This window comes from Pseudomonas sp. Z3-8 (genome assembly GCF_051131975.1).
GTDB lineage: Bacteria > Pseudomonadota > Gammaproteobacteria > Pseudomonadales > Pseudomonadaceae > Aquipseudomonas.
This window is the reverse complement of sequence record NZ_CP071643.1, coordinates 5,456,448-5,479,465: the sequence shown is the minus strand read 5'-3', so window position 1 is coordinate 5,479,465 and position 23,018 is coordinate 5,456,448. Positions and strand designations below refer to the sequence as shown.

Annotated in this window: 20 protein-coding genes and 1 riboswitch; of the genes, 14 read left to right on the top strand and 6 right to left on the bottom strand. The window is 63.0% G+C overall.

The window, feature by feature from the left end:
• Positions 1-9 precede the first annotated feature (9 nt).
• Positions 10-1,443, top strand: a complete 1,434-nt coding sequence (locus tag J3P94_RS24980; protein WP_434570042.1) for a PIG-L deacetylase family protein — start codon at positions 10-12, stop codon at positions 1,441-1,443.
• A 115-nt stretch (positions 1,444-1,558) separates the two neighbouring features.
• A complete protein-coding gene (hldE, locus tag J3P94_RS24975) occupies positions 1,559-2,980 on the top strand; it encodes a bifunctional D-glycero-beta-D-manno-heptose-7-phosphate kinase/D-glycero-beta-D-manno-heptose 1-phosphate adenylyltransferase HldE (protein WP_434570040.1) in 1,422 nt (473 codons plus the stop codon).
• A 156-nt stretch (positions 2,981-3,136) separates the two neighbouring features.
• Here the strand turns inward: hldE and J3P94_RS24970 are convergent, their stop codons facing one another.
• The 4 genes from J3P94_RS24970 to J3P94_RS24955 form a co-directional block, all read right to left on the bottom strand.
• Positions 3,137-4,102 (bottom strand): metal ABC transporter ATPase, encoded by a 966-nt coding sequence (locus tag J3P94_RS24970; protein ID WP_305497250.1) that lies wholly within the window; start codon positions 4,100-4,102, stop codon positions 3,137-3,139.
• A gap of 33 nt (positions 4,103-4,135) precedes the next feature.
• Positions 4,136-4,948 carry an aldo/keto reductase gene (locus J3P94_RS24965; RefSeq protein ID WP_434570038.1) on the bottom strand — a complete coding sequence of 271 codons (813 nt, stop codon included), beginning with the start codon at positions 4,946-4,948 and terminating at the stop codon, positions 4,136-4,138.
• Positions 4,945-6,120, bottom strand: a complete 1,176-nt coding sequence (locus tag J3P94_RS24960) for an NAD(P)/FAD-dependent oxidoreductase (protein WP_305497248.1) — start codon at positions 6,118-6,120, stop codon at positions 4,945-4,947. The genes J3P94_RS24965 and J3P94_RS24960 overlap by 4 nt, the downstream gene beginning before the upstream one ends.
• 217 nt (positions 6,121-6,337) lie before the next feature.
• Complete coding sequence (locus tag J3P94_RS24955; protein ID WP_305497247.1) at positions 6,338-6,670, bottom strand: DMT family transporter; 333 nt, start codon at positions 6,668-6,670, stop codon at positions 6,338-6,340.
• A gap of 103 nt (positions 6,671-6,773) precedes the next feature.
• Between J3P94_RS24955 and J3P94_RS24950 the strand changes: the two genes are divergently transcribed.
• Positions 6,774-7,664, top strand: a complete 891-nt coding sequence (locus J3P94_RS24950) for a LysR family transcriptional regulator (RefSeq protein ID WP_434570036.1) — start codon at positions 6,774-6,776, stop codon at positions 7,662-7,664.
• Positions 7,665-7,686: 22 nt separating this feature from the next.
• A complete protein-coding gene (waaA, locus tag J3P94_RS24945) occupies positions 7,687-8,961 on the top strand; it encodes a lipid IV(A) 3-deoxy-D-manno-octulosonic acid transferase (RefSeq protein ID WP_434570034.1) in 1,275 nt (424 codons plus the stop codon).
• Positions 8,962-9,120: 159 nt separating this feature from the next.
• Here the strand turns inward: waaA and J3P94_RS24940 are convergent, their stop codons facing one another.
• Positions 9,121-10,560, bottom strand: a complete 1,440-nt coding sequence (locus tag J3P94_RS24940) for a TolC family outer membrane protein (RefSeq protein WP_434570033.1) — start codon at positions 10,558-10,560, stop codon at positions 9,121-9,123.
• Positions 10,561-10,717: 157 nt separating this feature from the next.
• Positions 10,718-10,823: riboswitch (TPP riboswitch) on the top strand.
• Between the two features lie 175 nt (positions 10,824-10,998).
• On the opposite strand from J3P94_RS24940, the gene thiC reads away from it, so the two are divergent.
• Together thiC and cytX are read left to right on the top strand one after the other, a co-directional pair.
• Positions 10,999-12,888 (top strand): phosphomethylpyrimidine synthase ThiC, encoded by a 1,890-nt coding sequence (gene thiC / locus J3P94_RS24935; protein ID WP_434570031.1) that lies wholly within the window; start codon positions 10,999-11,001, stop codon positions 12,886-12,888.
• A gap of 171 nt (positions 12,889-13,059) precedes the next feature.
• Positions 13,060-14,352 (top strand): putative hydroxymethylpyrimidine transporter CytX, encoded by a 1,293-nt coding sequence (gene cytX / locus J3P94_RS24930; protein WP_434570029.1) that lies wholly within the window; start codon positions 13,060-13,062, stop codon positions 14,350-14,352.
• Here cytX and J3P94_RS24925 read toward each other — a convergent pair.
• Positions 14,321-15,067, bottom strand: coding sequence for a DUF3298 domain-containing protein (locus J3P94_RS24925; protein ID WP_434570027.1), 747 nt, complete (start codon positions 15,065-15,067; stop codon positions 14,321-14,323). The genes cytX and J3P94_RS24925 overlap by 32 nt on opposite strands.
• Before the next feature lie 214 nt (positions 15,068-15,281).
• Here J3P94_RS24925 and J3P94_RS24920 point away from each other — a divergent pair, with 214 nt between their 5' ends.
• The 8 genes from J3P94_RS24920 to J3P94_RS24885 all read left to right on the top strand — a co-directional run bounded on the left by J3P94_RS24920 (position 15,282) and on the right by J3P94_RS24885 (position 23,018).
• Positions 15,282-15,899, top strand: a complete 618-nt coding sequence (locus J3P94_RS24920; RefSeq protein WP_434570025.1) for an NUDIX domain-containing protein — start codon at positions 15,282-15,284, stop codon at positions 15,897-15,899.
• Positions 15,890-16,342, top strand: a complete 453-nt coding sequence (locus J3P94_RS24915; protein ID WP_003186471.1) for a DUF1249 domain-containing protein — start codon at positions 15,890-15,892, stop codon at positions 16,340-16,342. The genes J3P94_RS24920 and J3P94_RS24915 overlap by 10 nt, the downstream gene beginning before the upstream one ends.
• 98 nt (positions 16,343-16,440) lie before the next feature.
• Positions 16,441-17,256, top strand: a complete 816-nt coding sequence (gene cpdA / locus J3P94_RS24910) for a 3',5'-cyclic-AMP phosphodiesterase (protein WP_434570023.1) — start codon at positions 16,441-16,443, stop codon at positions 17,254-17,256.
• A 181-nt stretch (positions 17,257-17,437) separates the two neighbouring features.
• Positions 17,438-17,629 (top strand): nucleoid-structuring protein H-NS, encoded by a 192-nt coding sequence (locus tag J3P94_RS24905; protein WP_434574338.1) that lies wholly within the window; start codon positions 17,438-17,440, stop codon positions 17,627-17,629.
• 1,330 nt (positions 17,630-18,959) lie between these two features.
• Entirely contained in the window at positions 18,960-19,568 is a 609-nt protein-coding gene (locus tag J3P94_RS24900; protein ID WP_305497232.1) for a YqiA/YcfP family alpha/beta fold hydrolase, read from the top strand.
• Between the two features lie 41 nt (positions 19,569-19,609).
• Complete coding sequence (gene parE / locus J3P94_RS24895; protein ID WP_434570021.1) at positions 19,610-21,514, top strand: DNA topoisomerase IV subunit B; 1,905 nt, start codon at positions 19,610-19,612, stop codon at positions 21,512-21,514.
• Positions 21,514-22,500: an esterase-like activity of phytase family protein gene (locus tag J3P94_RS24890; RefSeq protein WP_434570019.1), complete on the top strand. Its 987-nt coding sequence runs from the start codon at positions 21,514-21,516 to the stop codon at positions 22,498-22,500. The genes parE and J3P94_RS24890 overlap by 1 nt, the downstream gene beginning before the upstream one ends.
• Positions 22,497-23,018 (top strand): retropepsin-like aspartic protease family protein, encoded by a 522-nt coding sequence (locus tag J3P94_RS24885; RefSeq protein WP_434570018.1) that lies wholly within the window; start codon positions 22,497-22,499, stop codon positions 23,016-23,018. The genes J3P94_RS24890 and J3P94_RS24885 overlap by 4 nt, the downstream gene beginning before the upstream one ends.

The window sequence follows — 23,018 nt, the reverse complement described above, 5'->3', positions numbered from 1 at the left end:
AACAGCACCGTGAGCGCACGCAAGCAGCAACTGCTCAAACGCCATCGTCAACGCAAGCGCCTGGTTCTGGCCGGCGCGCTGCTGGCGGCGCTGGTGCTCGGCTTCACGGTCTCGTGGTGGTCGTTGCCGGTGTTTCTCCTGTTGGGCTGGGTGGCTCATGAAGCGTGGTTCTCCGACCATCTGTTCTATGCTCCGAGCGATGATTATCGCTATGACTTTCCGCCAGGCACCCCGCAATTTCCCGTCACGCTGAGCGGCGGACGCCTGCAGGTCGCGGGTGAGTTCGATGCCCGGCAGACGCTGATCCTCCAGGTGCGGGTAAAAAGTCATGGGCTGGGGCGCTTCCTCGACCCGCGGGTGTGGATCGGTGAGGATCGCCAGGATCTTGAACGGGGCGTCTGTGGCGAGCGCTTCCTCAATTTGTCCGGGCAAGAGGCGGCGCTGTCGGCCGGAACCCTGGCCTTGCGCGGACGTTTTTGCAGCCTGGCTCCCCAGGCTATGTTGCATGTACTGAGCAACCCGGATTTCGCCCGGCAGCGCCTGCTGATCGTCGCGCCCCATGCCGATGACGCCGAACTCGCGGCGTTCGGGCTGTACAGCCGTGCCAGCGAGGTTGCGATCGTTACGCTGACCCAGGGTGAAATCGAGGCCGAGCGTTATCGCGACATGGGCCTGGATCCCGCCGAGGCCGCTCGTCTCAAGGGTCGCCTGCGCAGTTGGGACAGCCTGGCCGTGCCATTGTGGGGGGGCGTGGCGCAACAGCAGTGCGTGCAGCTGGGTTACTACTGCCTGCAATTGGAGGCCATGGCCAAGACGCCGGACCAGGCCTTTGGCTCGCGGGAGTCGGGCGAGAGCGATATCCGCCAGGTTCGTCGGTTCAATGCCTTGAACCTGCCGGGTGACGCGGATGGCCTGCCGACGTGGCGCAACCTGGTGGCCGACCTTGCGCGGCTGCTCGAACATCACCGGCCCGAGGTGGTGCTGACGCCGCACCCCGAGCTGGACCCCCACAGCGATCATGTCGCCAGTAGCCGGGCGCTGATGGAGGCGATCGAACTCAGCACCTGGCGGCCACAGACATTGCTGCTCTATGCCAATCACCTGCACGACAACGACCGCTGGCCGATGGGCCCGGCGGGCCATGGCATTGCGCTGCCTCCGGCCATCGAACCGTTGCCGGCCGATGGGTTGTGGAGCCCGTCGCTGGACGCTTCCACCCGCATGGACAAGGCCATGGCGCTGGGCATGCAGCATGACTTGCAGGGCCGACCTCCATTCAAGCGACGGCTGCGCCGTATCATCCAACGACTGCTGGCCGGGCGCCGCTGGCCCAGCACCGGAGAAGACGAATTTTTCCGCAAGGCGGTTCGGCGCCACGAGCTTTTCTGGGTCCGGCGGCTGAATGGGACGCCGCCGGAGGACGACCAGGCCCGTCGACCTTGAACCGTCGGGGTGCCTCGGCCAGCCCGTGCATCTCATCCGATAACCGCCATGGACGAGCCTTCCCCAACCCTGTGCTAATATCGCGCCCCTGTTCATTTTGTATGTGGGATGCTCCATGAAGTTGTCCATGCCGCGATTCGATCAAGCCCCTGTATTGGTGGTCGGCGATGTCATGCTCGACCGCTATTGGCATGGCGGTACATCACGGATTTCCCCCGAGGCACCGGTGCCGGTGGTCAGGGTCGAGCATATCGAGGATCGGCCAGGTGGCGCCGCCAACGTCGCCCTGAACATTGCCGCGCTCGGCGCACCGGCGTCCCTGGTCGGCGTGACCGGCGACGACGAAGCCGCCGACAGCCTGGCCAACAGCCTCAAGGGCGCGGGCGTGCGGGCGATATTCCAGCGCATTGCGCACCAGCCGACGATCGTCAAGTTGCGGGTCATCAGCCGCCATCAACAACTGTTGCGGATCGACTTCGAAGAACCGTTTGCCACCGATCCCCTGGCCCTTGGCGCCGAGGTCGATCAACTGCTCGAAGGTATCAAGGTGCTGGTGTTGTCGGACTACGGCAAGGGCGCCTTGAAAAATCACCAGACGCTGATCCAGGCGGCTCGTGCCCGGGGTATTCCGGTGTTGGCCGACCCCAAGGGCAAGGATTTTTCCATCTACCGTGGCGCGAGCCTGATCACCCCGAACCTCAGCGAATTCGAGACCATCGTCGGTGGCTGCGCCGACGAGCACGAGCTGGTGAGCAAAGGCGCACAGCTGATGCACGACCTGGAGCTCGGTGCGCTGCTGGTCACCCGGGGCGAACATGGCATGACCTTGTTGCGTCCCGATCATCCGGCGCTGCACCTGCCGGCCCGTGCCCGTGAGGTATTCGACGTGACGGGTGCCGGCGATACGGTGATTTCCACACTGGCGGCAGCCATCGCCGCTGGCGAGGAACTGCCCCACGCGGTGGCCCTGGCGAACCTGGCGGCCGGTATCGTGGTTGGCAAACTGGGTACGGCGGCTATCAGCGCTCCGGAGCTGCGTCGCGCCATCCAGCGTGAAGAGGGTTCCGAGCGTGGCGTGCTCGGGCTGGAGCAGTTGCTGCTGGCCGTCGACGACGCCCGCGCGCACAACGAAACAATCGTGTTCACCAACGGTTGCTTTGACATCCTCCATGCCGGCCATGTGACGTACCTCGAACAGGCCAGAGCCCAAGGCGATCGCCTGATCGTCGCGGTCAACGACGATGCCTCCGTGAGCCGTCTCAAAGGGCCGGGCCGGCCGATCAACAGCGTTGACCGCCGCATGGCGGTGCTGGCCGGCCTTGGCGCGGTGGACTGGGTGATCAGCTTCAGCGAAGGCACGCCGGAAAACCTGCTGCGTCAGGTCAAGCCGGACGTGCTGGTCAAGGGCGGTGACTATGGCATCGACCAGGTCGTCGGCGCCGATATCGTCGCGGCTTATGGCGGCACCGTGAAGGTGCTGGGGCTGGTGGAGAACAGCTCGACGACGGCGATTGTGGAGAAGATCCGCAATAACTGAGCCTTTGCCGTCGAGCTAGCCCCGTGGCTGGGGAGCTTTTGTGGCGAGGGAGCTTGCTCCCGCTTGGGTGCGCAGCGCCCATGAAAAATGGGGGGCGCTGTGCAACCCAGCGGGAGCAAGCTCCCTCGCCACAAGAGCATTTTCAGATCACTTTGACTAACGCACCACCTTGCGTGGCACGATCTTCTTGAGCAACTGCCGGGCCTTGCCCTTCAATCGGGTCAGCCCGGATTCTTTTCCTGGTGGCGTCAGCCCTTGCTGGCGCAGCCAGTCCTTCCAGCGAATCCGCTCCTCGCGCACCAGCCAGCCGTCCTGCCGGGCGAAGCTCTCCGCCAGATACAAGCCTCGGGTGCTGGCCGGGTATAACTGGTCCTTCTTCAACGTATACAGCTCGGGCAAGGGTTGCCCGTCCTGCAGCGGCATCAGGTAGAGATCGGGCCGCTTGCGGTCCAGGCGCGCGACCAGTTGGTCGCCCTCCAGGCGTTCATCGACATGGAACAGGCTCAGGGACTTGGCTTCCTTGGGCACATCCAGGCGCAAGTCGTAGATCAACTGCAGCGATGCCGTGGGCAAATGGACGTAGGCCCTTGGGCGTTCGATCAGTTGCAGGTTGGCGCAGCGCACCGGGCGAGCCGAGCCCGATAGCGGGGCCAGCCGAAACGGCAAGGCCTCACGGTAATGCAGGGCGCTTGAATAGGGCGCCGGCAACCACGTGTCGTTGAAACGTCCGCCGAGCCAGCCTTCAGGGGTTTCCAGCAGGCATTCTTCGGCAATTTCGTTGATCGCGGTGAGCAGCGGCAGATTCAGTTCATGGGCCGGGACGTAGCCGGAAATCAGCTTGAGCACTACATCGCCGCGATCCTGTCGGCGTTGACGCACGAGCACCCAATAATCGCGGTTCTGCCAATGCAGCGTCAGGCGCACCGAGACGCCCAGGTTCGCCAGTTCCACGGAAAAACGCTCGGCATCGTCGACTGTCACGGGGCGGCGCCGCTGCAAGGTCTGGGCGAAATTCAGCGGCATGCCCACGCTCTGGTATGTCAGGCCTTCGGGCGTTGCTTCGACAGCGAGGGGCAGGGTCTTGAAGTTGCTCGGGTTTTTTCTGATGAGCGTACGCGGCATATCGGCTCCTTGCTTAAGACCGCGTAGGCGGCGTCAGTTTTTACGCAGGACCTTGGCTACGGTCGAGACGTTATGGGCGAGGTGCAGCGGATTGATGGTGCCGACAATAGCACTGGCAACCCCGGGATGCTCAAACAACAGTTCGAAGCTGGTGCGAACCGGGTCTTCGCCGGGGTTCAGGCAGACGTGACCGCTGGCCAGGGCTTTTTTTACCAGGATCGCCTTGCCGTGCTCGCTTGCGTAGTCAATGACCGCCTTTTCGCTTCGTTCGTTCAGATTGTAGGTGACCATCGCACAATCACCTTGCTCCAGGGCTTTCAAGCCACCGTCGACGGTCTTGCCGGAGAAACCGAAGCCACCGATCTTGCCCTCGCGCTTGAGGGCCGCCAGCGTCGGGTAGACCTCGTTGTCGTTGAGGATCGCCAGGTCGTTGCCGTCCGAGTGCACCAGTATCAGGTCGATATACTCGGTTTCCAGGCGTTTGAGACTGCGCTCCACCGAAAACCGCGTATGGGCGGCGCTGAAGTCGTGGCGCGACTGGCCATCACTGAATTCTTCACCGACCTTGCTGACGATCACCCAGTCGTGACGCTGGCCGCGCAGCAGTGGGCCGAGGCGTTCTTCGCTGTGCCCATAAGCCGGCGCGGTGTCGATCAGGTTGATGCCCAGCTCGCGGGCCAGCTTGAGCAGCATGCGCGCTTCGCTGTCATCCGGGATGCGAAAACCGTTGGGGTACTTGACGCCCTGGTCGCGGCCAAGCTTGACCGTGCCCAGGCCCAGGGGAGAAACCAGCGGGCCGTTATGGCCCAGCGGGCGATGCAGGTCGTGCAGGGTCGGTAGGCTCATGGCAGCAATTGCTCCCAGGCGGGGACGCCCATGGGCGGTTTCGGCAGGGCCGGCAGCGGGGCGGGGTGGCTGGGCTGGATGCCGTCGCGTTGCAGCGCGGTGATGACCCGGTCGGAAAAATCCGGGGCCAGTGCCAGCTTGGTCGGCCAACCCACCAGCAGGCGTCCCTGCTCGGCGACAAAGGCATTGTCCGGACGGGTCAGGCCCGATTGCAGCGGTTCGGCGCGCGCGACCCGCAGCGTGGCCCATTGCGCCGTACTGAGGTCGATCCACGGCAGCAACTGGCTGATTTCTTTCTGGGCGACGGCAATCTGCGCGGCGGGTTCGCGGGCGACGGCATCGCCCTCGGCGAGGTCGCCACCCAGGTACCAGACCCACTGGCCGTCGGCTGCCGGGTGGGTGGTCACGGTGACGCGCGGCTTTGGTCCGCCGCCCAGGCAGTGCGCATACAACGGCTTGAGGCTCGGCCCCTTGACCAGCACCATGTGCAGCGGCCGGGTCTGCATGGCCGGCTGATCCAGGCCAAGGGCCTTGAGCAAGTCGGCAGTGCCTCCGCCAGCACTGAGGACAATGCGTTGGGCGCGGATCTCGCGGTCGTCGACCTTCAGCCCGACCAGCTCGCCCTGTTCGTGCAAGGGTTCGATGCGCTGCCCGGCCAGCAGGCTGTCGCCGGCCAGGTCCGCCAGGCGGGCAATCAGGCTGGGAACGTCCACCACCAGCTCGGCCAGGCGGTAAACCTTGCCCTTGAAGCGCTTGTCCTGCAGGGCCGGCGGCAGTTGCTCGCCTTTGACCTGGTCGACGCGACCGCGCACGGCCTTGCTGGCGAAGAAACTGGTCAGGTTGCCGGCCAGGGTGCCGGGAGACCAGAGGTAATGAGCGTCAGACAACATGCGTACGCCGGACAGGTCCAGCTCACCGTCGCCCTTCAGGGCTTCGCGCCAGCGGCGCGGCATGTCGGCGATGGCTTCCGAGGCGCCGGTCAGAGCTCCGTGCAGCGCGTATTTGGCGCCCCCATGGATAATGCCCTGGGATTTGACACTCTGCCCGCCACCGAGGCTGGCGCTTTCCACCAGCACGGTTGAAAACCCCTGGCGGCGCAAGCGCGCGTTCAGCCAGAGGCCGGCGACTCCGGCGCCGACAATCAGGATGTCGGTGGAAATAACGGATGGCATGCAGCGACCTCAGTGTTCAAGACGAGGGCGCAGTATACAGACTCGGTGCGGGTGGAATTTGCTGATGGTCAACGTGACAAGTTGCGAAAGGCGTTTGTGGCGAGGGAGCTTGCTCCCGCTGGGCTGCGTAGCGGCCCTAAAGGCTTGGGACCGCTGCGCGATCCAGCGGGAGCAAGCTCCCTCGCCACGATGCATTCCAGTCCATAAACAATGTGTTTCAGTGCCCGGCGGTTTTGGAAAACAACTGAATCACCACCACCCCCAGCACGATCAACGCCATCCCCAGCATCGCCGGTACGTCGAGTTTCTGGCCGTAGATGAACAGCGCCGCCACGCTGACCATGACGATGCCCATCCCGGCCCAGACCGCGTAGGCCACGCCTACCGGTACGGTGCGCACCACCAGCGTCAGCATCCAGAACGCAATGCCGTAACCGGCGACGACCAGCAGCAGGGGCAGCGGTGTGCTCAAGCCTTTGACCGCTTTCATCGAAACGGTGGCGATCACTTCGGCGCAGATGGCGATGGCCAGGTAGTAATAGGCGTTCATGGGCAGATCCTCATTGGCGGTTGCGTGTTTCGATGGGGCCATTCTAGGGAACGAACAGATGCGGTAAAGTCATTACCTATCTGTAATGGAGATAGGTCGTGCCATGAATGTTCAATGGAATCTGGAGCAGTTGCGGCTGTTTGTCGGTGTGGCCGAGAAACGCTCGTTTTCCGCCGTGGCTCGGGACCAGCGCAAGGCGCAATCGGCCATTAGCAGCGCGATTGCCCTGCTCGAAGCCGACCTTGGCGTGAACCTGTTCGAGCGCAGCAGCGGTCGCCAGCCCCGGCTCACCGATGCGGGCGAGACGCTGCTGGAAGAGGCGCGGGAAGTGTTGCGCCAATGCGAGCGGCTCAACGGTCGAGCCCTGGCCTTGATGCGAGGGCAGGAGGCTTCGCTGCGCCTGGCCCAGGATGAAGCCATGCCCTATCAACCGGTAATCGACAGCCTGGTGGCGCTGGCCGAGCAGTTTCCAACGCTCGAAGTGCAGCTTGCCAGCGCCGCCCAGGGCGACGTGGCGCGCAAACTGGTGGAACGTCGCGCCGATCTTGGCTTGCTGTTCTATCACGACCAGATCCCGGAGGCGCTGGAGCGGCGCGTGCTGGGCAGCGTCGAGATGGTCACGGTGTGTGGCCGGGGCCATCCACTGGCGCACCATGGTTATGTGTCGTGCCGGGAAATGGCCCGGCACCGGCAGTTGCTGATGGCGACCCAGACCAGCGTCTACCCCGGCAGCGAGCAGGCCAGCCCGCAGGTCTGGCGCGCCGACAGCTTCTATGTGCTCGCCGAATGGCTCAGAAGTGGCCTGGGCTGGGCCTGGCTCCCTCGCCACGTTGTGCAATACCCGGCCTATCTGGGAGAGATGGTCGAGCTGAGCAGCGAATGGACCCCGCCGGCTCTGGTGGTGGAGCTGGTCTGGCGTCGCGATGAACCGCTGGGCCCGGCCGCGCGCTGGCTGGCGGAACGTTTTGCCGTGCAGTTGCAGGCGATCGGCTGAAAAACCGATAAACTCCGCCGCCATGAACAGAACTCTCTATAGCGCATTGTTTTATCTGGGGCTGCCGCTGGTGGCGATTCGGCTGTGGTTGCGGGCGCGCAAGGCCCCGGCGTATGCCCGCCGCATCGGCGAGCGGTTTGCGTGGGGCTTGCCGGCACTGGTTCCGGGCGGCATCTGGGTCCACGCGGTGTCGGTGGGCGAGAGCATTGCCGCCGCGCCGATGATCCGCGCCTTGCTGCAACGTTATCCACAGCTGCCGATCACGGTGACGTGCATGACGCCCACCGGTTCGGAGCGGATCAAGGCGTTGTTCGCCGAGGAGCCGCGCGTCCAGCACTGCTATCTGCCTTATGACCTGCCTTGCGCGGCCAGGCGTTTTCTCGACCAGGTCCGGCCGAAACTGGCGGTGATCATGGAAACCGAGCTATGGCCCAATCACATCCATCAGTGCGCCAGGCGCGGTATCCCGGTGGCGTTGGCCAATGCCCGGCTGTCGGAGCGTTCGGCGCGCGGTTATGCGCGCTTCCCCAGTCTCACCCGGCCAATGCTCGGCGAAATGAGCCTGTTTGCCGTGCAGACCGAAGCCGAGGCCGAGCGGTTTCGCCAACTCGGTGCCCGAGCCGAAACCGTCGAGGTTACGGGCTCGATCAAGTTCGACCTGACCATCGACCCGCAACTGCTCGAAACCGCCAGCGCCTTGCGCCGCCAATGGCAAGCAGTGGAACGCCCGGTGTGGATCGCCGCCAGCACCCATGAGGGTGAGGATGAAGTGGTGCTGGCAGCCCACCAACGGCTGCTCGCCAGTTATCCCGATGCGTTGTTGATCCTGGTGCCGCGGCATCCGGAACGCTTCGATTCGGTGGCGCAGTTGTGTGAGCGTGAAGGTTTCGCCACGGTTCGGCGTTCCAGTGCGCAACCGGCCACCGCACAGGCATCGGTGCTGCTGGGCGACACCATGGGCGAGCTGCTGTTTCTCTACGCGCTGGCCGATAGCGCTTTTGTCGGCGGCAGCCTGGTGCCAAACGGCGGGCACAACCTGCTCGAACCGGCGGCGCTGGCAAAACCGGTCCTCAGTGGCCCACACCTGTTCAACTTCCTCGAAATCGCCGCGCAATTACGGGCGGCCGGGGCGTTGCAGGAAGTCGAAGATGCCGAAAGCCTGGCCCTGGCTGTACAGCGCCTGTTCGAACTGCCCCGCGATGCCCAGCGCATGGCCGAGGCGGGGTTGAAGGTGATGCGCAGCAACCAGGGCGCGTTGCAGCGATTGCTGGACGGGTTGGGGCGGTTGCTCGATTGAGCCTTTGTGGCGAGGGAGCTTGCTCCCGCTCGGCTGCGAAGCAGTCGTAAAATCGGCACTACCGTTCTGGCTGGCGGAACGCGGTGACTGGCCTTGGGCCTGCTTGGCAGGCCAGCGGGAGCAAGCTCCCTCGCCACAGGGGGATTGCTTGCAGGTGTGCTACTGCGCCGGCCGCGAGCGCAACTGCTCTGCTGCCGCCTGTGCCAGGTCCGGCGGCAGGAAGTCCTTGTCCGGGTTGTAGTCGGGCTTGAGGTAGCGGGACAGGGCCTGCAGGTCTTCCGGGCTCAACGTCCCGGCGGCCTGCTTGAGGCGCAGGTTGTCGAGGATGTAGTCGTACCGGGCATTGTTGTAATCGCGCACCGAAGTGTACAGCTGGCGCTGGGCGTCGAGCACATCGACGATGTTGCGGGTGCCCACCTGATAGCCGATTTCCGTGGCGTCCACCGCGCTCTGGTTGGAAATGATCGACTGGCGCCGGGCCTGGACCTGTTCCACATCGGTGTTCACCGCGCGGTGCAGGTTGCGGGTGTTCTCCACCACCTGCCGACGCAGGCCTTCGCGCTGCTGCTCGGTCTGGGTGAGTTGCGAGTAGGACTCGCGCACCTGGGAGCTGGTCAGCCCGCCGCTGTAGATCGGAATACTCAATTGCAGGCCGATGGTGCGTTGCTCCGCGTCGCCACCGTAGCGCTGGCCGGTGGGGCTCGGGTTGGTAAAGCCGAGGCCGTCGTTGTCACCTTTGCGGTACTGGGCGATTGCATCGAGGGTTGGCGCGTGGCCGGCCTTGCGCTGGCGCAAGGTGTCTTCGGCGGCGTCGACGGCGTAGTTGCTGGCCAGCAGGTTGAGGTTCTGCTTGGCGGCAGTGTCTACCCAGGCCTTGGCGTCGTTGGGCGCCGGCGGCAGGATCGGCAGGGTGTGGACGACGCCCTGGATCGCATTGTATTGGCGATTGGTCAGGGTGATCAGCGCTTCGAAGGCATCTTCGACCTGGCGCTGCGCGATGATCCGGTTGGCCCGGGCGGTATCGTAGCTGGCCTGGGATTGCAGCACGTCGGTCTTGTCCGACAGGCCGACGTCGAAGCGTTCGTTGGACTGGTCGAGCTGGCGCTTGAACGCGGCTTCCTCGGCCTTGGTCGAGGCCAGGTTGTCCTGGCTGCGCAGCACATTGAAATAAGCTTCGGCGCTTTGCAGGATCAGGTTCTGCTCGGTGGCCGACAACTGCAGCGACGCTTGTTCATTGACCGATTTGGCGGCCTGCAACTGGAACCAGCGGTCGGCGCGGAAAATCGGCTGGGACAAGGTGGCCTGGTACACCGTCGAGCTGCGGGTGGCGGTCATCGCCGGCTGGTCGAGCTCGGTGCGGGTGTTGTTCAGGTCGGCTCCGGCCGAAAGATTGGGCAACAGCCCGGCGCGGGCCTGGGGCACCACTTCTTTCTGCGCGCCGTATTGGGCGCGGGCGGCGGCCAGGTCGGCGTTGTTGTCCACCGCTTCCTGGTACACGCTGACCAGGTCGGTTCGGGTGGATAACGGGGCTTCGGCGGCCCAGGCCATTCCATTGGTCGCACAAGACACGGCAAGGGCCAGTGAGAGTTTGCGCAGCATGAGGCGATCCCTACGTTCAAGATTGAATGCGCATAACAGGCGCGCGGCGTAGCGAGTGTAGTTGCGCCTACGCACGGCAACAATCCTGTATATGCGCCATTCATCACGGCTTTTGCCCTGGCGATGGCGTTCTGCGCCGGTTGTGTCTAGACTGGCCGGGTTCTTGTCGGGGTGCCTTGCTATGAGGCTGAGATCGAATAATTTCGGATCCCGTTGAACCTGATCAGGTTAGCGCCTGCGTAGGGAACAAGATTTCTCGTCACCCGGCGAGTCCTCTTGTGCTTCGTCCGGGATGTTGTTCGACAATCGACTTTCGATCTTCGAACAGGCTCGAGCAGCAAGCACAGCGTTCGCACTTTCGTGCAGGGACGCGTCCATTCGCCACAGGTTCGCTCCGACAAAAATCCACTGCCTGGATGTGTGTCTGGAGAGCCCGTGATGACGACAAAATCAAAAAACGCGACCAACCTCAGTGAATCGGCCCAGGTCGATCAGCAATCGGTCCAACCGTTTACCCGCTCGCAAAAAATCTACGTCCAGGGCAGTCGCCCGGATATCCGCGTGCCGATGCGCGAAATCAGCCTCGACGTGACACCCACCGACTTCGGCGGCGAAATCAACGCGCCAGTGGTGGTGTATGACACCTCGGGGCCCTACACCGACCCGAACGTGGCCATTGATGTGCGCAAGGGCCTGGCCGATGTGCGCTCGCCGTGGATCGAAGCCCGTGGCGACACCGAGCGTCTCGCCGGCCTGAGTTCCAATTTCGGCCAGGAACGCCTGGCCGATCCCGAGCTGACCAAGCTGCGCTTCGCCCATGTAAACAACCCGCGTCGCGCCAAGCCGGGCGCCAACGTCAGCCAGATGCACTACGCGCGCCAAGGCATCATCACCGCTGAGATGGAATACGTCGCCATCCGCGAAAACATGAAGCTGGAAGTGGCCCGCGCCGCCGGCCTGCTGGACCAGCAACATGCTGGTCACAGCTTCGGCGCCAGCGTGCCGAAAGTCATCACCCCGGAATTCGTCCGTGACGAAATCGCCCGTGGCCGCGCGATCATCCCGGCCAACATCAACCACACCGAACTGGAACCGATGATCATCGGCCGTAACTTCCTGGTGAAGATCAACGGCAACATCGGCAACAGCGCGCTGGGTTCGTCCATCGAAGAAGAAGTGGCGAAGCTGACATGGGGCATCCGCTGGGGTTCGGACACGGTCATGGACCTGTCCACCGGCAAGCACATCCATGAAACCCGCGAGTGGATCATCCGCAACTCGCCGGTGCCGATCGGTACCGTGCCGATCTACCAGGCCCTGGAAAAAGTCGGCGGCGTGGCCGAAGACCTGACCTGGGAGCTGTTTCGCGACACGCTGATCGAACAGGCCGAGCAGGGCGTCGACTACTTCACCATCCATGCCGGCGTGTTGCTGCGTTATGTGCCGATGACCGCCAAGCGCGTCACCGGTATCGTCAGCCGTGGCGGTTCGATCATGGCCAAGTGGTGCCTGGCGCACCACAAGGAGAACTTCCTCTACACCCACTTCGAAGACATCTGCGAAATCATGAAGGCCTACGACGTCAGCTTCTCGCTGGGCGACGGCCTGCGTCCGGGCTCGATTGCCGACGCCAACGACGAAGCGCAGTTCGGCGAGCTGGAAACCCTCGGCGAGCTGACCAAGATCGCCTGGAAGCATGACGTGCAGTGCATGATCGAAGGCCCCGGCCACGTGCCGATGCAGTTGATCAAGGAGAACATGGACAAGCAGCTGGAATGCTGTGACGAGGCGCCGTTCTACACCCTCGGCCCGCTGACCACCGACATTGCGCCGGGCTACGATCACATCACCTCCGGCATCGGCGCGGCGATGATCGGCTGGTTCGGGTGCGCGATGCTCTGCTACGTCACGCCGAAGGAACACCTCGGCTTGCCGAACAAGGATGACGTCAAGACCGGGATCATCACCTACAAGATCGCCGCCCATGCGGCCGACCTTGCCAAGGGCCACCCGGGCGCGCAGATCCGTGACAACGCCTTGAGCAAGGCGCGGTTCGAGTTCCGCTGGGAAGACCAGTTCAACCTCGGCCTCGACCCGGACACCGCCCGCTCGTACCACGACGAAACCCTGCCGAAGGACTCGGCCAAGGTCGCGCATTTCTGTTCGATGTGCGGGCCGAAATTCTGCTCGATGAAAATCACCCAGGAAGTGCGTGAGTACGCGGCCAACCAGCGCATTGAAGCGGTGGATGTCGAGGTCGCCCAAGGCCTGGCGGAGCAGGCGGAGCGGTTCAAGAAGGAAGGTAGTCAGCTTTACAAGAAAGTGTGATCTGAGCTGAGGGCGGTGGTGTTTTCACTGCCCTCATCGCGAGCAAGCTCGCTCCCACAGGGGATCTACTGTGAACACAAAATTTGTGTACACCTGTGATCCCTTGTGGGAGCGAGCTTGCTCGCGATAGCGGCCAAAAAAACAACAAATATCCTCCTGAGAAAACAACCCTTGAACATCCAACCCAGCACCTATTCCCCAGACACCGCCGTGCCCCTGGACAAACGCGTCTTCGGCGCCCGCGATCTGTTTTCCCTGTGGTTCTCCCTGGGCATCGGCCTGATGGTCTTGCAGGTCGGCGCCTTGCTCGCGCCGGGCCTGGGCTTGAGCGGTTCGTTGCTGGCGATTTTCCTCGGCACGCTGGTGGGTGTCCTGCTGTTGGCGGCGGTCGGGGTGATTGGCAGCGACACCGGCCTGTCGGCGATGGCCGCGCTCAAGCTCAGCCTTGGTGGCAAGGGCGCGAGCGTGCCAGCGCTGTTGAACCTGCTGCAATTGATCGGCTGGGGCTCGTTCGAAATCATCGTCATGCGCGATGCCGCCAGCCTGCTCGGCGCGCGGGCCTTCAGCGAAGGCAGCCTGGGCTCCAATCCATTGTTGTGGACGCTGTTCTTCGGCGCGTTGGCGACCCTGCTCGCGGTGAGCGGGCCGCTGACCTTCGTACGCAAAATCCTGCGCAAATGGGGCATCTGGTTGCTGCTGGCGGCGTGCATCTGGCTGACCTGGAACCTGTTCGCCAAGGCCGATCTGCCGGCGCTGTGGGCCCAGGCCGGCGACGGTTCGATGTCGCTGGCGGTGGGTTTTGACATCGCCATCGCCATGCCGCTGTCCTGGTTGCCGCTGATCGCCGACTACTCGCGTTTCGGCAAACGCGCCAGAAACGTCTTCGGCGGCACGGCCGTGGGCTTCTTCGTCGGTAACTTCTGGTTGATGAGCCTCGGCGTGGCCTACACCCTGGCGTTCGCGCCGAGCGGTGAAGTCAACGCGTTGCTGCTGGCCCTGGCCGGTGCCGGGTTGGGTATTCCGCTGTTGCTCATTCTTCTGGACGAGTCGGAAAACGCTTTCGCCGACATCCACTCGGCGGCGGTGTCGACGAGCATGTTGTCGGGGCTGAAGGTCGAGCACCTGGCCTTGGCGATTGGTGTCATCTGCACCGTGATCGCCTGCTTCGCGCCGCTGGCGCAGTACCAGAACTTCCTGTTGCTGATCGGCTCGGTGTTCGCGCCGCTGTTCGGCGTGGTGCTGGTGGATCACTTCATCCTGCGCAAGCGCAGCAGCCAGGTGCGCTCGGTCGCGTTGCGCTGGCCGGCGTTGTTGGCCTGGCTGGGCGGGGTGAGTACCTACCACCTGCTGGCCAACTTCTATCCGGACATCGGCGCTACCCTGCCGTCGCTGATCCTGGCGGGGGTGCTGCAATTGTTGCTGGGCCGGGCTTTCAGCTACGGCCGGGAAACAGCTCGGGCTTGAGGATGCCGTTGAGGCGTGGGTAGGCGATCTTCAGTTCTATGTGGCCCAAGGCGTACGGCGCGATGGTGCTCACTTCGTATTTGAGGATCACCCCACCGTAGGTCAGCGCGATGTGCGGGGTTTTCTGGAAAGACCACTGCTTCAGGAATTCGGGCTCCTGATCCAGCTTGGTGCTGATCAGCCAGCTGTTGTGGGCCACTTGCGCGGCTTTCCAGAAGGCTTCTTCCTGGCCCGGCAGCAGCATGTCCGACAGCGTCAGCACTTTTTGCTGCTGGCGCGAATAATTGATGAAACCGCGACCAGGGGTGCCGTGAGCGCCGCCGGTATCCAGATAGCTGGACAGTTCGATGATCACCAGGCCGTCATGTTGCTCACGTACCTTGGCCTGCAGATAGCTGCTGTTGCGCGGCGCTGCGCTGCGCAGAAACTGCTCGCGATAGGCGGCCAGCGTCGGCGCCAACGGGGCGTCCGGGGTGGTGCGGGTCATTTGCAGCAGACGTTTTTCGATGATGCCATCCAGCGCGGGCTCGGTAGGGAAATGCAGGGTGTCGATGTTGACCAACGGGCAATCGGCGCTGGCGCAGCCAGGCTGCAATTGCTCCGACGCATCGCGAGTGGTCTCCAGCGGGGCGCGGTAATTGGGTTGGAACAGGCTCTGGCAAGCACCCAGGATCAGGGCAATGGCGGCCAGCGAAGCAATCTTGAAAAGCGACATGGGCGTCCTTCGTGAAACAGGGAAAGGCAAAAAGTTACCCGCTTCGACTGTCGGCAGGGCAATCAGTTCGCCACTAAGCTCATTAGAGTTCTTTCACCTTCTGCCGTCCATCCCGATCAGTGGAAAGGGGCTGCATCAAACGGTACGGGCGCGTTAGGATGGCGCGAAGCCGAGGTTGGAACCTCGCATCGATCCGCTGTAAACGAGGACTGTCATGACTGATTTCACCAATGCCACACCGAGCGCCGTGGACATCGTCAAGCGCGAGAGCTGCTTTCAAGGTTTCTACAAACTCGATCGCATACACCTGCGTCACGAGTTGTTCGCCGGTGGCATGAGCCGTGAAATCAGCCGTGAGCTGTTCGTTCGCCACGATGCGGTGTGTGTGTTGCCCTACGACCCGCAGCGCGATGAAGTGGTACTCATCGAACAGTTTCGTGTGGGCGCCATGGGCAAGACGAGCAACCCGTGGCTGGTGGAACTGGTGGCGGGCCTGATCGACAAGGACGAGCAACCGGAAGAAGTTGCTCATCGCGAGGCGCAGGAGGAAGCTGGGCTTGTTTTCGCTGCGCTCTGGCCGATGACCAAATATTTCCCGTCGCCGGGCGGCAGCGATGAATTCGTGCATCTTTACCTGGGGCGTTGTGACAGCGCGGGGGCAAGTGGGCTGCATGGCCTGGAGGAGGAGGGCGAAGATATCCGGGTAAAAGTCTGGCCTTTCGAAGACGCCCTGCAAGCGGTGCGCGACGGACGTATCTGCAACGCGGCCAGCATCATTGCCTTGCAATGGCTGGCCTTGAATCGAGATGAAGTGAGGGGGCTATGGTCCTGAACAAGCTGCGCGATCGTTATCGCGTCGACCTGGTGGGGTTGCAGGCTGCCTGCGAGGCCAACTACGCCCGCCTGATGCGCTTGTTACCGGACATGCGCAACGACCCGGCACCGCGCCGCATCGCCGTGACCCACGGCGACCAGATGCTCGGCGTACTGGCCCTGGAAGTACTGCAGACCTGTCCATACACCACCACATTGCAGGTGCGCCAGGAGCACAGCCTGCCCTGGCTGCCGGTGCCGCAGCTGGAAGTGCAGGTCTATCACGATGCACGCATGGCCGAAGTGGTCAGTGCCGAACATGCACGACGCTTTCGCGGCATCTATCCTTACCCCAATGCGTCAATGCACCAGCCGGACGAAAAGGCCCAGTTGAACCTGTTCCTGGGCGAGTGGCTGAGTCATTGCCTAGCGCTGGGCCACGAGTTCGAAGTCGTACGGTAGTTGTGAACCGGTTCCGGTTCGCGGGTTTCCCCTTTCGATCGTCCCCCAGCATAATTGCCGCTCATGCAACGGCGTGATTGCGCCTGGGAGAAAGCGATTTGCCGAGCGTATCCAGCTTGACCACTGCCGACGCGGCGCTGCTGGTCCAACTGTCTGACAGCCATTTGTTCGCCGAGGCCGATGCTTCGTTGCTGGGTATGAACACCCGTGACAGCTTGCGGGCGGTGGTTGACCTCGTACTCCGGCAGCAACCGGATATCGACCTGATGCTCGCCACGGGCGATTTGTCCCAGGACGGTACGCTGCAATCCTACGAGGCATTTCGGCAACTGACTGCGCGTATCGATGCGCCGGCGCGGTGGATTCCGGGCAATCATGATGAGCCGCAGGTGATGCTTGAGGCGGCGGTGCAGAGCACGTTGCTCGATCCGGTGGTGGACATCGGCAATTGGCGAGTCACTCTGTTGGATTCAGCCGTGCCAGGTTCTGTGCCGGGTTTTTTGGCCGAGGAGCAGTTGATTCTGTTGGCCAATGCCTTGAGCGAGGCGCCGGAGCGGTATCATCTGGTGTGTCTGCATCATCATCCGGTGTCGATTGGTTGTGCGTGGATGGAGCCGATCGGGTTGCGCAATCCGGAGGCGCTGTTTGCGGTGTTGGATCGGTTTCCGCAGGTGCGGGCGGTGTTGTGGGGGCATGTGCATCAGGAAACAGACCGGGTGCGCGAGGGGGTTCGTTTGTTGGCTTCGCCTTCGACCTGTATCCAGTTTGAGCCGGGGAGTGAGGATTTTGCGGTGGGCTCGCAGGCGCCAGGGTATCGGTGGTTGCGGTTGTTGCCGGATGGGCGATTGGAGACGGGGGTTGAGCGGTTGGTTGGGTTTGCGTTTACGCCTGACTACGGATCCAACGGCTATTGAGTTCGATCTAGCTGGACTGACCTCAAACTGTGGGAGCGAGCTTGCTCGCGATGGCGGCCTTGCAGCCGGCCAGGGGTTTGTTGACCGGGTATATATCCATTGCTGCGGTAACGGCTGCTTGGGGTTCCGCCCTTACGGCGGGTCACTTTTTTCAGACGCCAAAAAAGTAACCAAAAAGGCTTTGCCCCACCACTCGGTGCCTCGCCAAGGCTCGGCATGCCCTCACTCCGGCATTGCTCCGTGGGCCCGCCGCGAAGGGCCGTCCCTGGCCCAGCGCGGCTATCCCGGCATCCATGCCGGGATGCCCACTGCGCAACGCCTGCGTTCGGCCAGCGTGGTTAACGGGGCGCCCAAGATCAAGATCAAGATCTAAGCGAGGCGGCCTGGCAGCCGGCCTTATTCTCACGAGGTACGCCGGTTTCAATGTGGGAGCGAGCCTGCTCACGAATGCGGCTTTTCAACCGGCTTATCTTTACCGGGCGTACTCCGATTCTATTGTGGGAGCGAGCTTGCTCGCGATGGCGGCCTGACAGTCGGCCAGGGTTTCGTTGACTGGGTACATATCCATTGCTGCGGTAACGGCGGCTTAGGGTTCCGCCCTTACGGCGGGTCACTTTTTTCAGACGCCAAAAAAGTAACCCAAAACGCTTGCCCCACCACTCGGCACCTCGCCAAGGCTCGGCATGCCCTCACTCCGGCATTGCTCCGTGGGCCCGCCGCGAAGGGCCATCCATGGCCCAGCGCGGCTAACCCGGCATCCATGCCGGGTTGCCCACTGCGCAATGCCTGCGTTCGGCCAGCGTGGTTAACGGGGCGCCCAAGACCAAGATCAAGATCTAAGCGAGGCGGTCTGACAGCCGACCTTATTCTCGCGGGGGTACGCCGGTTTCAATGTGGGAGCGAGCCTGCTCGCGAAGGCGGCGGCACATTCAATGCTGATGCAAGCTGACCCACCGCTTTCGCGAGCAGGCTCGCTCCCACAGGGATTTTTGCTTTGTCGGAAAAATCATAATGGCCACGGATTCGTGTGGCAGCGAGCTTGCTCGCGATGGCGGGCGGCAGCCTGCCAGGGTTGTGGGAGCGGTCGGAAGACCTTTCTGACGCAAGCGGATTTTTCCGACGAGTGCTGGCGGTTGCCGGTGGGGAAGGGGTGTCGCTAGTCTTTTTCCCGTCGCTGCAAATTCAGCGACCGGGCTTGGAAACCCGATAAGTAAACTGCACGAAAGCGTTCTTCATAACGTATGCTTCGGTCGTTTTTTGACCATTCTTGTGTTATGGCGGCTGTGCGCGGGAGACCTTCGGGTCTGCCGGGCTCGTTTACCTCGGTTTTCCAACCTGCGTACGGCTGCCACCCCCTCGCTTGGAAACGAACGTGGCAGCTCCACCTGTAGACGAGAGTTACCCTCATGCCCAAGATTACCCCCAACCCCCCAGAAACAATCGTTGAGCCGAGGCAATGAAGTTTTACGGCTGACAAAGCCCCCCGTGGCGAGGGAGCTTGCTCCCGCTGGCCTGCGAAGCAGGCCCAAGACCAGGCACCGTGTTCTACCAGTCGGCACGGGCGTTGCTGCTCCAGGGGCTACGGCGTAGCCCAGCGGGAGCAAGCTCCTTCGCCACGAAGACGGAGGGGTATTCGAAACCGCCCAAACTTCCACAAACTCCCTGTAAACTCCGGCCTTTGCCCAGCACCCAGGGAGTTGCCCATGTCGGGTTCGATCCTTTATATCCATGGCTTCAACAGCGCCCCGGCGTCGACCAAGGCCTGTCAACTGACCGAAGTGATGACGCGCCTCGGGCTGGGCGACCAGTTGCGGGTGCCGGCCTTGCATCACCATCCGCGCGAGGCGATTGCTCAGTTGGAGCAGGCGATCACAGAACTGGGGCGGCCGCTGCTGGTCGGCAGCTCGCTCGGCGGCTACTATGCGACTCACTTGGCCGAGCGCCACGGCCTCAAGGCCTTGTTGGTCAATCCGGCGGTCAGCCCGCATCGGATGTTCGACGGTTATCTGGGCACGCAGAAGAATTTGTACACCGACGAGACCTGGGAATTGACCCACGACCACGTGACGGCCCTGGCCGAGCTGGAAGTGCCGGCCCCCCGGGATCCGCAGCGGTTTCAGGTATGGTTGCAAACCGGTGACGAAACGCTGGATTATCGCCACGCCCAGCAGTATTACCGTGCCTGCGCGTTGCGTATCCAGGCCGGCGGCGACCACAGTTTCCAAGGGTTTGCCCAGCAGTTGCCGGCGCTGTTGAGTTTTGCCGGCATTGGCGCCGATTTGTATCAGGCGATCGACTTCACCTCGCTGTGAACCATTGCCTCTATTTCACTGAACACTGACGACGAGACCCCATGGCCACTCCCAGCGCTAGCTCCTATAACGCAGACGCCATCGAAGTCCTCTCGGGCCTCGACCCGGTGCGCAAGCGCCCCGGCATGTACACCGACACCAGTCGGCCGAATCACCTCGCCCAGGAAGTCATCGACAACAGCGTCGACGAAGCCTTGGCCGGGCACGCGAAATCGGTGCAGGTTATCCTGCACGCCGATCATTCATTGGAAGTCAGCGATGACGGCCGTGGCATGCCAGTGGACATTCACCCTGAAGAGGGTGTGTCGGGTGTCGAGCTGATCCTCACCAAGCTCCACGCCGGCGGCAAGTTTTCCAACAAGAACTACCAGTTCTCCGGCGGCCTGCACGGGGTGGGTATCTCCGTGGTCAACGCCTTGTCGACCCAGGTGCGGGTGCGGGTCAAGCGTGACGGCAACGAATACCAGATGACCTTTGCTGACGGCTACAAAGCCACCGAGCTGGAAGTGGTCGGCACCGTCGGCAAGCGCAACACCGGCACCAGCGTGTATTTCGCGCCGGACCCGAAGTACTTCGATTCACCGAAGTTTTCCGTCACTCGCCTCAAGCACGTCCTCAAGGCCAAGGCGGTGTTGTGCCCGGGGCTGCTGGTGAGTTTCGAGGACAAGGCCACCGGCGAGAAAGTCGAATGGCATTACGAGGACGGCCTGCGCTCGTACCTGGTCGATGCGGTCAACGGTTTCGAACGCCTGCCCAACGAGCCGTTCTGCGGCAGCCTGGCCGGTAACAAGGAAGCCGTGGACTGGGCGCTGCTGTGGCTGCCCGAGGGCGGCGAAAGCGTCCAGGAAAGCTACGTCAACCTGATCCCCACCGCCCAGGGCGGCACCCACGTCAACGGCTTGCGCCAGGGCCTGCTCGATGCGATGCGCGAGTTCTGTGAATTCCGTAACCTGCTGCCTCGTGGCGTCAAGCTGGCGCCGGAAGACGTCTGGGAGCGCATCGCTTTCGTATTGTCGATGAAGATGCAAGAGCCGCAATTCTCCGGCCAGACCAAGGAGCGCCTGTCGTCCCGCGAGGCGGCGGCGTTTGTCTCCGGGGTGGTCAAGGATGCGTTCAGCCTGTGGCTCAATGCCAATCCGGAAACCGGCCTGGCCCTCGCCGAACTGGCGATCAACAACGCCGGCCGTCGCCTCAAGGCAAGCAAGAAGGTCGAGCGCAAGCGCATCACCCAGGGGCCGGCACTGCCGGGCAAGCTCGCCGATTGTGCCGGGCAGGACCCGATGCGCTCCGAGCTGTTCCTGGTGGAAGGTGACTCCGCCGGCGGCTCGGCCAAGCAGGCGCGGGACAAGGAGTTCCAGGCGATCCTGCCGCTGCGGGGCAAGATCCTCAACACTTGGGAGGTCGACGGCAGCGAAGTGCTGGCCAGTCAGGAGGTGCATAACATCGCGGTGGCCATCGGCGTCGATCCGGGCGCCGAGGACATGAGCCAGCTGCGTTACGGCAAGATCTGCATCCTCGCCGACGCCGACTCCGACGGCTTGCACATCGCTACCTTGCTCTGCGCCTTGTTCGTCCAGCATTTCCGCCCGCTGGTGGATGCCGGTCACGTCTATGTGGCGATGCCGCCGTTGTACCGTATCGACCTGGGCAAGGAGATCTACTACGCCCTGGATGAAGCCGAGCGCGACGGCATCCTTGATCGGCTGGTGGCCGAGAAAAAACGCGGCAAGCCGCAGGTCACCCGATTCAAAGGCCTGGGCGAGATGAACCCGCCGCAGTTGCGCGAAACCACCATGGACCCGAACACCCGTCGGCTGGTGCAGTTGACCCTGGATGATTTCGAAGCGACGTCGGAAATGATGGACATGTTGCTGGCGAAAAAACGCGCCGGCGACCGCAAGAACTGGCTTGAATCCAAGGGTGATCTGGCCGAGGTCCTGGCCTGATGCGCAACGGTTTCGCCCTGGCGTTGTTGCTGTGGGCGGGGGTGGTAGTCGCAGGGCCGGTGCCGGAACTGAAGTTGCTGTCCGAGCATGTCGTCGATGGCATGCGCGGCGGCAATCTGTCCGGACTGGCCCTGTGTGGCAACGAGATGTGGACGGTATCCGATCGCGACGATGACCGGATTTATCGGCTCCAACCCTCCGATGCCCGGGCCTGGCAGGCCGAGGCTGTCGGTATCGAGGTGCCGGCCGTGCCGGAGAATGATCTGCCGTGGGGCTTGCAGTCGCGGACCTGGGCGGCATCGTTCGTGCGCGGGGGCGAACTGGACTACGAAGGCATCAGTTGCGACAGCGCCGGTCAGCGTTATGTGGTCAGTGAGTCCCACGCCGCCGTGCTGAGAATATCGCCGGCAGGCGAAGCGTCCTGGCTGAAAATCAGCCCGACCATGCTCCGCCAGGCCCGGGGCAGCGGCATGCTGCTGCATTTTAATGCCCTGTTCGAAGGCGTGGCGGTCAACCCGGCTGGCGATCAGCTATGGCTGGCCGCCGAACGGGAGCGTCGTGGCCTGGTGTTGCTCAAGCGCCAGCAAACGGTGTGGGACTGCGACGGCAATTGCGTATTGTTGAGCGAAGCGGGGCAGGAGATGCAGCCGGCGCAGTTTCCCAAGGCCAAGGCGGTTTCCCGGGATTTCGCCGATCTGTCGTTGTTCAACGGCAAGCTGTTCACCCTGGAGCGAAACGCCTATCAGATCTGCCGGCGTGACCCGCAGACCGCCAAGGTCGAGCGCTGCTGGTCGTTTGCGGCCGAGGCATTGCAGGATAATCGCCGTTATCCACAGCCCTTCGGCCTGGTCGAAGCGCTCGTCGTCGACGCCGACGGCGCCTGGATCGGCGTGGACAACAACGACGGTGCGCGGGCTGACGGCGAGCAGCGGCCGGTTATCTGGCGCTTCGCCGCGCCCGAGGGTGGTTGGGGTGCCGCGCCATGAGCCAGCAACCACCGGGCAAGCGCGCCGGCCGGGTACTGATGATCCTGGCCTGGTGCGCGGCACTGTTTCTGGCAACGCGGTTTTTTGCCCAGTGGGAGCAGCGAGAGCTCAACCCCAATGCCGAGGTGCATTCGCAGAAGGGCGAAGGTTTTATCGAGGTAAAGCTGATCGGCAACCGGCAGGGACATTTTGTCGCCAGCGGCCAGATCAACGGCCAGCCGGTGGATTTCATGCTCGATACCGGGGCCACCGACGTGGCGATCCCGCAGGAATTGGCCGAGCGCCTCAAGCTGGAAAAAGGTCTTGGCGTGAGGTTGAGCACCGCCAATGGTTTGAGCGAAGGCTACCGCACCCGTATCGACCGGCTGCAATTGGGTGACATCGTGTTGCGCGATGTCCGTGCCCTGGTGGCGCCAGGCCTGGAAGGCACGCAAGTGCTGCTGGGCATGAGCGCCCTGAACAAACTTGAATTTACCCAGCGCGACGGCACCATGCTGCTGCGCCAGACAACGAACTGA

What these genes read in the sequence shown, in the direction of transcription:
- J3P94_RS24885 (WP_434570018.1), top strand. Translation starts at nt 22,497, where the DNA reads ATGAGCCAGCAACCACCGGGCAAGCGCGCCGGCCGGGTACTGATGATC.
- hldE (WP_434570040.1), top strand. Translation starts at nt 1,559, where the DNA reads ATGAAGTTGTCCATGCCGCGATTCGATCAAGCCCCTGTATTGGTGGTC.
- J3P94_RS24955 (WP_305497247.1), bottom strand. Translation starts at nt 6,670, where the DNA reads ATGAACGCCTATTACTACCTGGCCATCGCCATCTGCGCCGAAGTGATC.
- J3P94_RS24915 (WP_003186471.1), top strand. Translation starts at nt 15,890, where the DNA reads ATGGTCCTGAACAAGCTGCGCGATCGTTATCGCGTCGACCTGGTGGGG.
- waaA (WP_434570034.1), top strand. Translation starts at nt 7,687, where the DNA reads ATGAACAGAACTCTCTATAGCGCATTGTTTTATCTGGGGCTGCCGCTG.
- J3P94_RS24920 (WP_434570025.1), top strand. Translation starts at nt 15,282, where the DNA reads ATGACTGATTTCACCAATGCCACACCGAGCGCCGTGGACATCGTCAAG.
- J3P94_RS24900 (WP_305497232.1), top strand. Translation starts at nt 18,960, where the DNA reads ATGTCGGGTTCGATCCTTTATATCCATGGCTTCAACAGCGCCCCGGCG.
- J3P94_RS24960 (WP_305497248.1), bottom strand. Translation starts at nt 6,120, where the DNA reads ATGCCATCCGTTATTTCCACCGACATCCTGATTGTCGGCGCCGGAGTC.
- J3P94_RS24940 (WP_434570033.1), bottom strand. Translation starts at nt 10,560, where the DNA reads ATGCTGCGCAAACTCTCACTGGCCCTTGCCGTGTCTTGTGCGACCAAT.
- J3P94_RS24965 (WP_434570038.1), bottom strand. Translation starts at nt 4,948, where the DNA reads ATGAGCCTACCGACCCTGCACGACCTGCATCGCCCGCTGGGCCATAAC.
- J3P94_RS24890 (WP_434570019.1), top strand. Translation starts at nt 21,514, where the DNA reads ATGCGCAACGGTTTCGCCCTGGCGTTGTTGCTGTGGGCGGGGGTGGTA.
- thiC (WP_434570031.1), top strand. Translation starts at nt 10,999, where the DNA reads ATGACGACAAAATCAAAAAACGCGACCAACCTCAGTGAATCGGCCCAG.
- J3P94_RS24925 (WP_434570027.1), bottom strand. Translation starts at nt 15,067, where the DNA reads ATGTCGCTTTTCAAGATTGCTTCGCTGGCCGCCATTGCCCTGATCCTG.
- parE (WP_434570021.1), top strand. Translation starts at nt 19,610, where the DNA reads ATGGCCACTCCCAGCGCTAGCTCCTATAACGCAGACGCCATCGAAGTC.
- J3P94_RS24950 (WP_434570036.1), top strand. Translation starts at nt 6,774, where the DNA reads ATGAATGTTCAATGGAATCTGGAGCAGTTGCGGCTGTTTGTCGGTGTG.
- J3P94_RS24970 (WP_305497250.1), bottom strand. Translation starts at nt 4,102, where the DNA reads ATGCCGCGTACGCTCATCAGAAAAAACCCGAGCAACTTCAAGACCCTG.